Genomic DNA, 12768 nt, shown 5'->3' with positions numbered 1-12768 from the left:
GACGCGTTTTACGGACGCAGGCAGGCCTTCAGGGAAGAGTGGAAATCAGATGCGGAGGGCAATTAGAGGCGGGTACTGCTGAGGTGCGGTTCTCACGCTCGAAGAAACATTCGCTGTCGAGCGGATCGGTGCTGGAAGTGTAAAGGCAGCGAGAGCGGGGAGACCTTGTTGCTGCGACTCGAAGGTGGAGGTGGCCGAGGCGGGTTGATGATGCACAGTGCAGCACGCGCTCGATACCTGCCCATCGGCAGGAGTGTGAGTCGGACAGCAGGCATGCATGGCTCCGCTCATGCTGTGCGTGTGCATTTCGTTCGCGCTTTGCACGGCTAACGGCGCAACGAGGCAGGCTGCGGAGCTGACGAAGAATGCCAGCAGGCAGAGAATCGCGACGAAGTTCGAGAGCGTGTGCTTCATGCTGTCTCTGTTAAGACGGATTCACGAGGAAACCGTTACCTCAACAGAATCAGTTTAGCAGCCGGCGCTATGCGGACCAACGGGAGGGTGCAGCTTCTTCGTTGAATGATGAGGTTGGAGGCGGCGCAAAGAATAATTCTTCTTTCGTGCGCAGGTCGCGGGGCAGCATACGGCCTGCGTCCGGATTGCGGGCTACGACGATCCATGCATCGCGAACATTGCGGATCGATGCGATGACTTCATGGAACTGTTCGACCGATTCGTAATGCGAGGCCTCGAGCGCCATGGTGAACATGGCAGCGTAGAAGTCGGAGAGCGCCTGCGCCGTGCTGGCGCCCAGGTCAGGACGAAGCCGTGCCTGCAGATACATCAGGATATCGAGCGCTCGGCTGACGGCGATGCGACGGCCTCGCACGTCCTGCTCTTCGATACACTGCGCTGCCCGGTAGAGGAAGCGAATGGCCCCATCATAGAGGGCAAGTATCAGTTCCATGCCGGTTGCGCCAATGAGTGCCTGCTGTTGATAGTTCGATTCCATTCGCTCTCCTCCTCTTCGTTACTGGCCGGTGTTGTAACCGGTGATTGCGCTGTAGAGCTGGTTGATGGAGTTCAATTGATCGGGAAGCGATTGCAGAATTTGGTTGGCAGTGTTCAGCTGGGCGGTTAGACGGCTTTTGTCATCGGCGATGCGGGCTTCCTGGTCGCTGATGCTCTCATTCAGCGCGTCTTCCTGGGCGGAGTTCTGCTTGAGCGCGAGAGTGATTGCGCCTTTGGTCGAGGTGCTGCTCAGGCCGTCTAGAGTCGAGGTGAAGTTCTGCCCGAAGCTGTTTGCGTTCTGAAAAAATCCCTGTATGTCGGCGAAGTTCGAATTGAGCGCATCGTCCAGCGTTCCTCCATCGATGTTCAGATGGCCGAGCTTATCCACTGAAACGCCGAACTGGGACAGGCTTTTGATGGCGCCGCTGGCTGCACCCGACAGCAGACCCTGGGTGAGCTGATTCTGAATCAGGGTGACAGTGGGGTCACCATAGAGAGGCTCCGGGTTTCCATTTGAGTCCTTGCCCTCTTGGCTCTTGATGTCGTCGGCAACTGCGTTGTAGGCACTCACAAAGCTGGCCATTGCCTGCTCGATGGAGCTGTTGTCGTTGGTGATCTGCACCTGTACAGGATTGGTACTAGAGGAGACGGAGAGAATCTGAAAGGTGACGCCGGGAATGAGGCCGGTGACTGTGTTCGATGCGCTCGTTGTGTCAAGGCCATCGACAGTGAGGCTGGCATCGAGACCATGCATGCCTACTTGAAACCCGATGGGATTTCCGGTGGCATCATCGTTCAGAGAGGAGGTGTTCATCGTAATCTCTCCGGCCGCTCCGCTGGTTCTGCTGACCAGCGAGAGACGCGATCCGGTCGTATCGGTTACGACAGAGGCGGAGACCCCCATGGAGGCTCCGTTGATCGAAGCCGCGAGCTGGGAGAGCGTCAAGCCGTTGACGTTGAGGCTCTGGGACTGCCCACTACCGATGGTGATGGTGAGAGATCCGGTCAAGGTATCGCTTGCGTTTGTGATCTTGTCGGAGTACTGCGACGAGGTTTGAGCTAGATTTTTGACGACGATGGTATGGCTTCCGGCCACGGCAAGATTGCTGGCCGAGGTGAGCGCCACGACACTGGTATCCGAGCTCGAACCCTGCTTCGAGACGAAGACGCCGCTGAAATCGGTAAGCGACTGAAGTGCCGTAGAGAGGGACGAAAGGTCCGAGCCGAACTTGCTGAGTGCGGTGTCCTGCGCCTGAAGGTTGGCAAGCTGGGTCTTCCACGGACCTTCGACGGCCTGTTCGGCTGCGAGAATCTGGGTTACCGCTGAAGCGACGTCGAAGCCCTGGCCGCTATTGATTGGACCAAAGTTGATTCCAACTGTACCCATCTCGTTCTCCTGAGGCGCAGCCTGCGATGCTGATACTTGCAACTGGAAGGCCTAATCTCTTGTTCGTGAATTAGGCAGTCCTAACAAGAAATTCTGGGTTGTGCGAATCCGCGAAGACGAACAGGGGCGGCAAACAGCTTCCGCTGTCTGCCGCTGACCTGTTCAAGGGTTTACTGGAGCAGCTTGAGAACGTCCTGCTGAACGGCGTTGGCCTGGGAAAGCGCCGCAATGCCGGTCTCGCTGAGGATCTTGTACTTGGCCATGTCGCTGGTCGCCTGGCCGTAGTTGGTGGCGCGGATGTTGTTCTCCGCCGAGGACAGGTTTACCGACTGCGTGTTTGCCACGTTCGCGGCCGCATTGAGCTGGTTGACGTTGGCGCCGAGGGTGCCGCGCTGGTATGCGACGTCCTGAACGGCGGCGGTCAGCGTTTGCAGAACAGTCCCAGGAGTAGTTGTAAGAGCAGTTCCCGTAAGGCTTTGGCCAGTGCCGGCAGAGCCGGTTCCGACAGTTGCAACGGCGAGCGCACCCACGGTCTCTGCGAACGTGCTTGCGCCCGTTGCAGTTCCATCGCTGACGAATACGTTGACGGCGGTCGCGGAAAAGACATTGTTGCCGTTGTAGTTGGTTGTCTTTCCAATGTTGTCGATCTCGGTCAGGATGTTTTGATACTCCTGATCGGCGGAGCCGACCTGGCTGGTGTTCAGGGTGCCGTTCGCCGCCTCTGTAGCCAGCGTAATGGCGCGGGTCAGCAGGTTGGTGACTTGAGCGAGAGCTCCGTCCGCGGTCTGCAGCATGCCGACGCCGGCGCTCGCGTTCTGGGCGGACTGGGTGAGAGCGGCGACGTTGGCATGGAGGCCGTCGGCCAGAGCCAGGCCGGCCGCGTCATCGGCGCCGCTGTTGATGCGCGAACCCGAGGAGAGCTGCGTGAGGGTGTTCTGCAGGCTCGCCTGGGTCTGGTTGAGGTTGTTCTGCGCGTAGATTGCTGAAATGTTGTTCAAGACACCCAAAGACATGGGGGAACGCTCCTGTTCATCACTCGATTGAGTTACCGCACTGCCCGTCCCGGGTGATCCGGATCCGAAGAGAAGCTCTGATCCAGCTGACCTTACGAAAGGCTTTGCGTTCCCCCACCTCATCGGCCCGGGGTGCGTGGACTTGAGCTGCTTCTTTCCAGGACGGGCTCGAACACGTTACGAGTGGGTTGCTCTATTGCATCTGTCTCCATTCGCCGATGAGGGAATTGAGAGGAAGTGTCCCATGATCGAACTGACTCGCCTGAACGGCAGTCGTCTCAGCATTAATTGTGACCTTATAAAGTATGCGGATTCCGCTCCCGATACGGTTCTGACGCTGGTGACGGGAGAGAAGCTGGTGGTTCTGGAGCCACGCGCCGAGGTGATGCGCAGGACGATGGATTATCGTGCCTCCGTGCTTCGCTCGGCGTGGCCGGATGCGGATATGGCACTATCCGCCAAGAGCGCCCGCGACGTGCAGGATCTTGTCTCTGACAAAGACAAATCGACGAGCTGAACCGCAGAAGGATCTCCTGGAAGAGGACGTTTATGGACATCGCCAGCATTGGTGGCATCGTAGTCGCGATTCTCGGCATTCTGGCCGGCATGATGATCGAGGGCGGAAGCATTAGCCAGATCACACAGCCTACTGCGGCCCTGATCGTGATCGGGGGAACGACGGGAGCTGTAATGCTTCAGTTTCCGTTGAAGATCTTTCTCGCCGCGATCAGGCAGATGATGAAGATCTTTGTTTCGGGAGGGGCAGACAGCGAAGAGGTACTCAAGCAACTGGTTCAGTTTGCCAACAAGGCCCGCAAGAGTGGGATCGTATCGCTCGACCAGGACCTTGAGTCGATCAAAGATCCTTTCTTTCGCCAGGCGCTGATGCTGGCGATTGATGGAACGGAGCCGACCGAGGTCCGCAAGATCATGCAGATGGAGTTGGACAACAAGTCGGAGATGGAGGAGAAGATCCCCCAGGTTTTTGAGGCGGCGGGCGGCTACTCCCCGACCGTGGGCATCATCGGTGCCGTGCTTGGCCTGATTCAGGTGATGCAGCATCTGGACAACATCACCGAGGTAGGGAGGGGAATTGCGGTCGCCTTCGTTGCAACCATTTATGGAGTTGCGCTCGCGAACCTTGTCTTTCTTCCCGCAGCAGGAAAACTGAAGATTCGCCATCGTGAGGAGCAGATGGCCAAGGAGATGGTGCTTGAAGGTGTGATCTCGATCCTGGAAGGCATGAACCCGCGCATGATGGAGACGAAGCTGCGCACCTTCCTGGCGGACGGCAAGGCGATTGAGCACACGGCGGAGGCTGCAGCGTGAGCCGAAAGAAGAAGCATGAGCATGTGAATCATGAGCGTTGGCTGGTCTCTTACGCTGACTTCATAACTCTGTTGTTTGCGTTCTTCGTAGTGTTGTTTGCCTCAAGCCAAACGGACAAGAAGAAGCAGATGGAGGTAGCCGCGGCGATGCAGACTGCGTTCACCCCGCTGGGTAGCTTCGACGCGCATGCGAAGACACCTCCACTGGAAAAGACGCCAAGCGCTTCGGCTGTGACGCGGCCTGCGGCGTTGGCAATGCCGTTTCCTCAGGCAGAGCAATTGAAACGCGAAGAAGAGATGAAGGCCCGATTGGGCCGACTGATCGAGGAGAACGGCGGAAAGCTTCCTGCCGGCAGCGTAACTATGCGGTTGGTGCCCGAGGGGCTGGTTATCTCACTCCATGAGATCGGATTCTTTGCTTCGGGCTCGGCGGAGGTTCGTCCAGATTCGGTTCCCGTACTTGCATTGCTGGCTGCTACGATTCCCGATGCTCCGCTGCGCGTGGAAGGGCACACGGATAATGTGCCGATCCATACACAGCGATTTATCTCGAACTGGGAGCTCTCCTCATCGCGGGCGAGTGCGATTGCCCGGCTGCTGTTGGAACGAGGATCCATGCATCCGGCAAATGTCTCCGCGGCAGGCTACGCGGAGTTTCACCCCGTGGCCTCCAACGCAACCGAAGAGGGACGCGGGCAGAACCGGCGAGTGGACATCATTCTTTTGCGAGACCGAGCAGCTTCACAATGACCCGCTTGGAGCGCTGCCCGTCGAACTCGGCGTAAAAGATGCGTTGCCAGGTTCCGAGATCGAGACGCCCTCCTGTAACAGGAAGCGTCGTCTCGTGGTGCAGGAGCAGGGCCTTAAGGTGCGCGTCGGCATTGTCTTCTCCCGTGCGGTGATGCTTGTAGCCGGGCCAACGCGGAGCAAGCTTTTCAAGCCATGCGCCAATATCTTCGATGAGGCCGTCTTCATGGTCGTTCACATAGATTGCAGCTGTGATGTGCATGGGCGAGACGAAACAGAGTCCGTCGTCAATACCGCTGCGGCGCACGATCTCCTCGACCTGGGGTGTGATGTGAACCATCTCGTAACGCTCGCGAGTGTTGAAGGTAAGGTATTCGGTGTGGGCTTTGGTCTGTGGCATGGATTCGGCTCCCAAAAAGAGATCTTGTTTTAAAGAGGAGAACACCTTCGAGCCGGAAGAGCGGGCAACCAATATCGGCCTAAAAGAGTCGTATTTTCACGCCCGATTCTCGTTATGGAATGAGCGGAACTTGCTGCTAAAATCGAGCAAACGCCCACAACTGACATTTTCAGACGCGGCTAAGGGAGAGATTAGAGAGATGGCTTATGTGATTGCAGAACCCTGCATCGGGACCAAGGATACGGCATGTGTGGACGCCTGCCCGGTCGATTGTATCCACCCGAAGAAGGACGAATCGGGACACGGCGATGCGGAACAGCTGTTCATCGACCCGGTCGAGTGCATCGATTGCGGCGCGTGCGTTCCCGTGTGTCCGGTCTCGGCGATCTACGCCGGTGACGATCTGCCGGAGAAATGGGCAGATTTCCAGCAGAAGAATGCCGGTCATTTCGGACGCTAGCTTGAGCGAAGTTTTCGAACGCGCAGCCTGTGGGCTGCGCGTTTTGCTTTTTCGGCGAGATGTCAGGTGGGTTGTGAGGGATGACGCAACGGCAAAGTGAAGCAATTGTGCTGCGAACCTGGCCGTTCGAAGAGGCTGATCTGCTCGTCAGCCTGCTGACGCGGGAGCAGGGTCGCATCAAGGGTGTTGCACGTCATGCGATGCGGTCGCGGCGGCGGTTTGGAGGAGCGTTGGAGCCAATGACCCACGTTCGAGCGATCTATGCCGAAAAGCCGAAACAGGAGCTGGTAAGGCTGGATTCATTCGAGATCCTATGGTCTCCCCTGGCTGAGCCGGTGGACTATGCGAGGACTGCGGCTCTGGAGTTCGTCGCGGAGGTGCTGGAGGAGGCGTTACCGGAGCAAGCTCCCGAGGATGCAGTTTTCCGGCTGACATTGGCAACGATCGCAGAGATGAAGATGGGGCGAGTCTGGATGCCGGTAACCTACTTTGCGCTGTGGATAAGTCGCCTGATGGGCTGGATGCCTTCGCTGGGTTATTGCACAGCCTGCGGGCTGGATCTACGCGGTCGAAGGGCATGGTATTCCATTGCTGCCGATGGTGTGACCTGCGAAGAGGACCGGCGTGGCGACAGCGAGCTGTTGTCGGCAGAATCCGCCATGGAGGCGCAGAGAATCTTTCGCTCGACAGTGGGGGAGCTCGTGAAAGAGGAATGGACGAAAAGACGCGCCGCCGATCTGAGGCGGTTCGCTGTGTCCTTGCTGGAAAGGCATCTCGAACGAAGAATCAAAAGCGCACGCGCCTTGGAGCGGGCGTGAGAAGTCATTCGGCTCAGCCGAATTGACGGTTGAGATAAGAGACCATCTTGGCGTCCCGGGCTGTGATTCCTCCCGCGTCGTGAGAGATCAGGCCAAGGCGGACCTTGTTATAACGAATATCGATATCCGGGTGGTGTCCGACGCTTTCGGCCAAAGCCGCGACGCGGTTGACGAAAGCCATTGCCTGTTCGAAGTTATCGAAAGCCCAGTCGCGGACAACTTTTCCGGATTCGAGCTTCCAGCTTGGATTTTCCTTCAGAACCGCATCGATCTCCGACTGGTTGAGAATCGCCATCGCCGCCTCCGTGAGCAAGGGATCTGCTCTCCGCATGCTAGAGCGTACCGGAGACTGGAGCAACTAGCCTGATTTCAAGTCAGGGGGTTAGAGAGTGGTGAGGGCGTCGAAGCCGGGCTGTTCGGATCTGTCGCGAATTTTGGTCCAGTGGTCGTCCGGAATCCTGAGGAAAACCTCCACGATCGCCGGATCGAACTGCGTTCCGGAGCAGCGAATGATCTCTTCTCGAGCGGTAGCGATCGTAGTTCCTTTGCGATAGGGGCGATCGGAAGTCATAGCGTCCAGGGTATCGGCGATGGCAAAAATGCGTGCACCGAGGGGGATATCCATGCCTTTGAGGCCGCGCGGATAACCGGTTCCATCGAAACTCTCCTGATGGGCATAGACGATCTCGGCGGCGTCGCAAAGAAAGGGGATCTTGCGCAGCATCTCGTATCCGCGTTGACAGTGTTCGCGCATGATCGTCACCTCGGACTCGTCAAGACGCCCGGGTTTGAGCAAAATGGCGTCAGGCGTCGCGATTTTGCCGATGTCGTGAAGGAATGCGCCGCGGGCGATGGTACGTAATTCGTCCGGGCCGACACCGAAGGCCCGCGCGAGCTCGATGGTATAGGCGGTCACGCGCTTGGAGTGACCTTCAGTCTCCTGATCGCGAAGGTCGAGGGCATCTCCCATCGCTCCGATGGTGATGTCGTAGCTTCGCTCCAGGTCCTGCATGATGGCGCGAAGACGGCTTGTGCGGGTAGAGATAACCTCTTCCAGATGCTGGCGATAGGCGATGTTCTGGCGGAGATGCCTGCGGTGTTCGGCGGCGCGCGCGACGACGTTTTCGAGCTGTTTCCGCTCGAACGGCTTGATGAGATAGTCGAATGCGCCTCGTCGAAATGCATTGGTGGCGACCTGGATATCGCGCACGGCGGAGAACATGATGACGGGGAGTTCCGGGTGATCGATGGAGATGCGATCGAGGAGCGCGAGGCCATCCGTGCCGGGCATCATGATGTCGGAGAGGACAAGGGAGTAGTTGGGATCCTGGCCGAGCAAATCGATGGCTTCATTGGCTCCGGAAGCCGTCACGGGAAGATAACCGCCGCGCTCAAGCAAGGTGGCGACGATGCCGCGGATTGGTTCCTCGTCATCGACGACCAGTATTTTTTCCTGCGGCATCAGTGGTGCAGCTCCCTTGTTGTCGCGCTCTTCCAGGTATCGGCTGAATCTCTACGAGCTTTATCGCGATATTTTACGACGGACCTTAAAATTTGTTATTACCACGGAAGGGGCAGACGTCTGACGACGCACGAATCGAAGAGAAGTTCAGCTGTTTGTCGCACGCTTCTTCTTCCTAACCCAGTCCGGTTTGGTGACCTGGCGGGAGCGGCCCAGAGCAAGGGCTCCGGAGGGCACGTTCTCGGTGATACAACTTCCGGCGGCGATATAGGAGCCGGACTCGAGAGTTACGGGCGCCACGAGGGTAGAGTCCGAGCCCACGAAGACGTTGTCGCCAATTATGGTCTGGTGCTTATGGACGCCATCGTAGTTGCAGGTAATCACTCCAGCTCCGACATTGACACCGGCCCCGATGACGGCGTCGCCAAGATAGTTGAGGTGATTGGCCTTCGAGCCGGCGCCGAGAGAGACCTTTTTGGTTTCGACGAAGTTTCCGACGTGCGCACCTGTGCCGATCCGGCTGTCCGGGCGGAGATGAGCGTAGGGGCCGAGAATAGCGGAGTCGGAGATGGTGGCAGAGTCCATAATGCAGCCATTGCGAACGGTGACGTTGTTGCCGATTGCCGTGTCCTGGATGACCGAGTAAGAGCGTATGCGGCAGTCGGAGCCGACCGTGGTGGCTCCGAGAAGCTGGACGTAAGGCTCAATGACGGTATCCGGGCCGACGCTTACCTCAGAGTCGATCACCGTGGTGTCGGGCCGGAAGATGGTGACTCCGGAGGCCATAAGGCGGCGAGCTGTGACCAGGCGCATGGCGGCATCGAGATGCATCATCTCGGCGATGGTATTGGCTCCGAGGACCTCATCGACGCTCTCGGCCTGGATTGCGACTACGCGCTGGCCGCCGTCGACGAGCATGGAAGCGACGTCGGTGAGGTAGAACTCGCCGTGAGGATTGCTGGTGTCGAGCAGGTCGAGCTTCTCGAACAGGGCGGTGGTGCGGAAACAGTAGATTCCGGAGTTGATCTCAGGGGTTGCGAGTTGGTCGGGCGTGAGCGATTTCTGCTCGATGATGGCGGTGACCTCCGGCCGGCCCGGCACCGCGCGCAGAACCCTGCCGTAGCCGGTGGGGTTGGATGGGACTGCGGTGAGGATGGTCATCGCCGCCTGTTCCCGAAGGTGGATCTCGTAGATCGAGTCGATGGTCTCGGGGCGGATGAGGGGCACGTCGCCGGAGAGGACCAGGAGGCTCTCTGGGAGGGGAGCGCCAGAGAGAGCGAAGAAGGCCTTGAGCATCTGCAGGGCGTGGCCGGTGCCGCGCTGCTCGGGTTGCAGGACGAACTGGACGCCGGTGGACTCGACGGTGGCGCGGACGCGATCGGCCTCGTGGCCGATGATGCAGTAGATGTGCTCTGCGGGTACGATCTGCTTCGCCGCGGCGATGACGTGGAGCAAGAGGGCTCGGCCGCCGATTTCGTGAAGAACTTTGGGGCGCTTACTCTTGAGCCGCGTGCCTTTACCGGCGGCCATGATGGCGATGGCGAATCCTGATGTGTCCATGTGAGGCTAGTTTCTCATGCAGGTCCCCCTCCCGGGTAAAAGTGTGCAAAGTATTCAAAGTACATACTTTAGCTTCGGACTTCGAGAAGAGGGGTAAAAATGTAGAAGCCCGGCGAAAAAGGCCGGGCTTCCTTTTATTTCCTTAACTTAAGGATAGCAGAGGGTGTCAAGGGGGAGGTTGTGAATATTCCGGGCGGGGTCGTCCCAGTCCCAAAACATTCTTTGTCCAAGTTACGAGCTAACGGTGCAGCGGGGAAGGCATACGGCGTCCGACGGAGAAGGCAATGAGGGTGATGAAACCTCCCAGAAAGAGAAGCTGAAAGGAAGTCGGCTCCGGAACAGGAGCTACCGTTACCGACGTTGACAGGTACTGATTGGTAGGAAAGGTCTGCTTGTCGGGAGAGGTCGTGACCGAATCGGAGATGACGATGGGGTTGAAGTTGGAGTCATAAAACTGCAGGTCGCTGTTGGCCAGGATGGCGATGCTGGTGGTGCCAGCCTGCAGCGCCTGGAAGGTGATATCGACGAGATATCCGCTTCCGGTTACTCCGGACAGGCCAACATCCGCGATGTTGGAGATGGTTCCGGCGGCGTTGTCGATCGTACCTGGTTCAAAGAAGGTGGCATTGGTTCCACCGTTGGTGAGAAAACCGCCTTCGGTTACGGACAGGGCGCTGAGGATGCTTTGCCCGGGCTGGCAACTCGTGGAGTTGCCTCCGCTGACGGAGCAGTTGAAGGCAAGGTCAAACTGAAACGAGGAGAGGTCGTCGACGTCGGAGGGGATGGTTTGCCCGTTGTGGCTGATGGTGGGTCCGGTGACATAGACGCCTACGGTAAACTGCTGGCCCGCTGTAACCGAGCCAGAGAAGGGAACTACGGATAGCACAGCGTCCGCGTGTGCGGCAGCGCCCGTAAACAGAGCGAGAGCTGCCAGGAGCAGGGAATAGCCTGTTTGCTTCATGAATAACTCCTCTTAGAGAACGAATGGGAAGTGTCTGTTGTCTACTGGCAAGTCGTACCAGCGGGAAGGTGCTGAGCGACAAATTGCAGGTCGAGGACATTGACGAGACCGTCGCCATTGAAGTCGGCGCCTGGGTTATAGCCGGCCTGATTGATGTTCTTTCCAAAGGCGGTGCGGACAGCGGTGATGTCACTGCAATCGACCGTACCGTTGCCGTTGACATCACCCGGAGTTCCGGAGATGACGAGCGGCAGCGATGTGACGTGAGAACGGTAACCATCGGCGCTGAGACCGTTAACCACCAAGGCATAGCTGCCGGGTGGGGTAGAGGAGGTGGTAGCGATGGTGAGGACGGTTGAGCCGGATCCACCTGCTACGACAGGTGAGCTGAAGTGCGCGGTTGCAGCTGCGGGAAGCCCTGTAAGGTTTGTGGCACCAGGAACCGCGGTTGAACCGGGGACGACGTTCGATCCAGCGAGGCTGACGCTGACATTCTGTGTGAAGCCGTTAAGCTGCGCGAGATTCAGGGTGTAGGAGATGCTTCCTCCCGGAGCTACTGCGGTGTTGGTGACCTCTGGTGTAAGAGAGAAGTCCGGCAAAGTAGAGTCGCTGGGGCAGTCGTCACTTCCTTTTGCAAGGCAGAAGCTGTTGAAGCGGACCTGCTCATCGCGAAGCTGCTGCGCGTTCGCCAGACTGCGGTAGATACCCCACTTCGGACGGACGACGGTGGTTCCGACGCGCCACATGTCGATGTTGTCGCTCGAATAGGAGAAGAGGGTCGTGTTGTCTCTGAGCCGGTTGATAACGATGGAATAACGACCGGGAGTGGTTGCACCCTCTTCGAGAGTGTGGCCGTAGGTGATCTTTTCGTAGGCTTCCACCCACTCGCCAATGAACGGAGCTAAAGGCGCCTGAGTGAGCGTGATGGTCTGTGCCGGAGGATTGGCGATGGTCGAGGTGATGAGCAGCAACTGTATCGAGTTTGGGTTGCCGAAACGCGGTGTGAGTGTGATGAGCGGGGCTCCGCTATCACCGTCGTATGCCTTGATCTGATGGATGTGAGTGAAGCTGTTGGACGGCTGAAAGCCCTGTGGAAGCTGAAATCTCCACCGGTGAGTTACGGTCTCTCCGAGATGGCCGACGATGTAATCCTGATAGGGAGTGGGATTGCTGCCGTGACCTTCGGTTTTGATCTCGAGGCGCTGGCGGTCGGTTGCAGAGCAGCGATCGTTATCTGGAACGACGTGCATGTTGAAGACAAAGACGTAGCTTCCGAGAGTGCTGTCGGGAGACTGGGTCAGGTGAGGGCCGAAGTTGAGGTGGCTGCAGTCGGGAGTCTCCGGGGATGCCTGGAGGAGCTTTCCGACATAGGTTTCAGGTTGAGTAATCCCGTCGGCTCTTACATGAACGGGGGTCTGAGTCTGTGCACTCAGGAAGGCCGTTCCAGAAAGAGCCATAAACGCAATGCAAAGTTTACTGGCTTGGAATTCGCGCATTTCTTATTTCCTTGTTTTGGGGATGTGTGAAGGTGCCGGATATTGCGCGACAGCCAATCTAAGGTATATGAAAGTATATTTTCAAGAGAAAAAATTAACTAAACTTTGCTGGGCCAAGATTTACAGCAATTTGTGGGCCTTTTAAATGCCTGACGGGTGACTTAAAAGAGAAGACCCGGGATGAT

At 57.8% G+C, this 12768-nt stretch carries 15 protein-coding genes; 5 read left to right on the top strand and 10 right to left on the bottom strand.

Annotation, left to right across the window (positions count from 1 at the left end):
• Positions 1-45 precede the first annotated feature (45 nt).
• From AC5S26_RS21135 to AC5S26_RS21120, 4 genes are all read right to left on the bottom strand, one after another.
• Positions 46-414 (bottom strand): hypothetical protein, encoded by a 369-nt coding sequence (locus tag AC5S26_RS21135; RefSeq protein WP_494186923.1) that lies wholly within the window; start codon positions 412-414, stop codon positions 46-48.
• Between the two features lie 67 nt (positions 415-481).
• Positions 482-952, bottom strand: coding sequence for a flagellar export chaperone FliS (gene fliS, locus AC5S26_RS21130; protein ID WP_494186922.1), 471 nt, complete (start codon positions 950-952; stop codon positions 482-484).
• Between the two features lie 18 nt (positions 953-970).
• On the bottom strand, positions 971-2338 hold the full coding sequence (gene fliD, locus AC5S26_RS21125; protein ID WP_494186921.1) for a flagellar filament capping protein FliD: 1368 nt from the start codon (positions 2336-2338) through the stop codon (positions 971-973).
• A 170-nt stretch (positions 2339-2508) separates the two neighbouring features.
• Positions 2509-3351, bottom strand: coding sequence for a flagellin (locus tag AC5S26_RS21120; RefSeq protein WP_494186920.1), 843 nt, complete (start codon positions 3349-3351; stop codon positions 2509-2511).
• Between the two features lie 244 nt (positions 3352-3595).
• Here AC5S26_RS21120 and AC5S26_RS21115 point away from each other — a divergent pair, with 244 nt between their 5' ends.
• The 3 genes from AC5S26_RS21115 to AC5S26_RS21105 are packed head-to-tail and all read left to right on the top strand — an operon-like array spanning position 3596 to position 5429.
• A complete protein-coding gene (locus AC5S26_RS21115; protein ID WP_494186919.1) occupies positions 3596-3868 on the top strand; it encodes a flagellar FlbD family protein in 273 nt (90 codons plus the stop codon).
• A 32-nt stretch (positions 3869-3900) separates the two neighbouring features.
• Positions 3901-4680, top strand: coding sequence for a flagellar motor protein (locus AC5S26_RS21110; protein ID WP_494186918.1), 780 nt, complete (start codon positions 3901-3903; stop codon positions 4678-4680).
• The gene (locus AC5S26_RS21105; RefSeq protein WP_494186917.1) at positions 4677-5429 is read left to right on the top strand and encodes a flagellar motor protein MotB; all 753 of its coding nucleotides are present in this window, start codon (positions 4677-4679) and stop codon (positions 5427-5429) included. Before AC5S26_RS21110 ends, AC5S26_RS21105 begins: the two co-directional genes overlap by 4 nt.
• Here AC5S26_RS21105 and AC5S26_RS21100 read toward each other — a convergent pair.
• A complete protein-coding gene (locus AC5S26_RS21100) occupies positions 5395-5826 on the bottom strand; it encodes a secondary thiamine-phosphate synthase enzyme YjbQ (protein WP_494186916.1) in 432 nt (143 codons plus the stop codon). The genes AC5S26_RS21105 and AC5S26_RS21100 overlap by 35 nt on opposite strands.
• Here AC5S26_RS21100 and AC5S26_RS21095 point away from each other — a divergent pair.
• On the top strand, positions 5825-6286 hold the full coding sequence (locus tag AC5S26_RS21095; protein ID WP_494186915.1) for a 4Fe-4S dicluster domain-containing protein: 462 nt from the start codon (positions 5825-5827) through the stop codon (positions 6284-6286). The genes AC5S26_RS21100 and AC5S26_RS21095 overlap by 2 nt on opposite strands.
• Before the next feature lie 80 nt (positions 6287-6366).
• The gene (gene recO / locus AC5S26_RS21090; protein ID WP_494186914.1) at positions 6367-7104 is read left to right on the top strand and encodes a DNA repair protein RecO; all 738 of its coding nucleotides are present in this window, start codon (positions 6367-6369) and stop codon (positions 7102-7104) included.
• Between the two features lie 13 nt (positions 7105-7117).
• Here the strand turns inward: recO and AC5S26_RS21085 are convergent, their stop codons facing one another.
• From AC5S26_RS21085 to AC5S26_RS21065, 5 genes are all read right to left on the bottom strand, one after another.
• Positions 7118-7399: a 4a-hydroxytetrahydrobiopterin dehydratase gene (locus tag AC5S26_RS21085; protein WP_494186913.1), complete on the bottom strand. Its 282-nt coding sequence runs from the start codon at positions 7397-7399 to the stop codon at positions 7118-7120.
• A gap of 87 nt (positions 7400-7486) precedes the next feature.
• Positions 7487-8566, bottom strand: a complete 1080-nt coding sequence (locus tag AC5S26_RS21080; RefSeq protein ID WP_494186912.1) for an HD domain-containing phosphohydrolase — start codon at positions 8564-8566, stop codon at positions 7487-7489.
• Between the two features lie 147 nt (positions 8567-8713).
• Complete coding sequence (glmU, locus tag AC5S26_RS21075) at positions 8714-10126, bottom strand: bifunctional UDP-N-acetylglucosamine diphosphorylase/glucosamine-1-phosphate N-acetyltransferase GlmU (protein ID WP_494186911.1); 1413 nt, start codon at positions 10124-10126, stop codon at positions 8714-8716.
• Between the two features lie 238 nt (positions 10127-10364).
• Complete coding sequence (locus tag AC5S26_RS21070; protein WP_494186910.1) at positions 10365-11087, bottom strand: cohesin domain-containing protein; 723 nt, start codon at positions 11085-11087, stop codon at positions 10365-10367.
• A gap of 41 nt (positions 11088-11128) precedes the next feature.
• Positions 11129-12583 carry a dockerin type I domain-containing protein gene (locus AC5S26_RS21065; protein WP_494186909.1) on the bottom strand — a complete coding sequence of 485 codons (1455 nt, stop codon included), beginning with the start codon at positions 12581-12583 and terminating at the stop codon, positions 11129-11131.
• Positions 12584-12768: the final 185 nt, after the last annotated feature.

This window comes from Edaphobacter sp. FHG110511_03, assembly GCF_059115365.1.
Note: the sequence above shows the minus strand (reverse complement) of the source record. Positions and strands in the feature narration are given on the sequence as shown.

What these genes read in the sequence shown, in the direction of transcription:
- fliS (WP_494186922.1), bottom strand. Translation starts at nt 952, where the DNA reads ATGGAATCGAACTATCAACAGCAGGCACTCATTGGCGCAACCGGCATG.
- AC5S26_RS21110 (WP_494186918.1), top strand. Translation starts at nt 3,901, where the DNA reads ATGGACATCGCCAGCATTGGTGGCATCGTAGTCGCGATTCTCGGCATT.
- AC5S26_RS21070 (WP_494186910.1), bottom strand. Translation starts at nt 11,087, where the DNA reads ATGAAGCAAACAGGCTATTCCCTGCTCCTGGCAGCTCTCGCTCTGTTT.
- AC5S26_RS21135 (WP_494186923.1), bottom strand. Translation starts at nt 414, where the DNA reads ATGAAGCACACGCTCTCGAACTTCGTCGCGATTCTCTGCCTGCTGGCA.
- AC5S26_RS21085 (WP_494186913.1), bottom strand. Translation starts at nt 7,399, where the DNA reads ATGGCGATTCTCAACCAGTCGGAGATCGATGCGGTTCTGAAGGAAAAT.
- glmU (WP_494186911.1), bottom strand. Translation starts at nt 10,126, where the DNA reads ATGGACACATCAGGATTCGCCATCGCCATCATGGCCGCCGGTAAAGGC.
- fliD (WP_494186921.1), bottom strand. Translation starts at nt 2,338, where the DNA reads ATGGGTACAGTTGGAATCAACTTTGGTCCAATCAATAGCGGCCAGGGC.
- AC5S26_RS21115 (WP_494186919.1), top strand. Translation starts at nt 3,596, where the DNA reads ATGATCGAACTGACTCGCCTGAACGGCAGTCGTCTCAGCATTAATTGT.
- AC5S26_RS21120 (WP_494186920.1), bottom strand. Translation starts at nt 3,351, where the DNA reads ATGTCTTTGGGTGTCTTGAACAACATTTCAGCAATCTACGCGCAGAAC.
- AC5S26_RS21065 (WP_494186909.1), bottom strand. Translation starts at nt 12,583, where the DNA reads ATGCGCGAATTCCAAGCCAGTAAACTTTGCATTGCGTTTATGGCTCTT.
- AC5S26_RS21095 (WP_494186915.1), top strand. Translation starts at nt 5,825, where the DNA reads ATGGATTCGGCTCCCAAAAAGAGATCTTGTTTTAAAGAGGAGAACACC.
- AC5S26_RS21080 (WP_494186912.1), bottom strand. Translation starts at nt 8,566, where the DNA reads ATGCCGCAGGAAAAAATACTGGTCGTCGATGACGAGGAACCAATCCGC.
- AC5S26_RS21100 (WP_494186916.1), bottom strand. Translation starts at nt 5,826, where the DNA reads ATGCCACAGACCAAAGCCCACACCGAATACCTTACCTTCAACACTCGC.
- recO (WP_494186914.1), top strand. Translation starts at nt 6,367, where the DNA reads ATGACGCAACGGCAAAGTGAAGCAATTGTGCTGCGAACCTGGCCGTTC.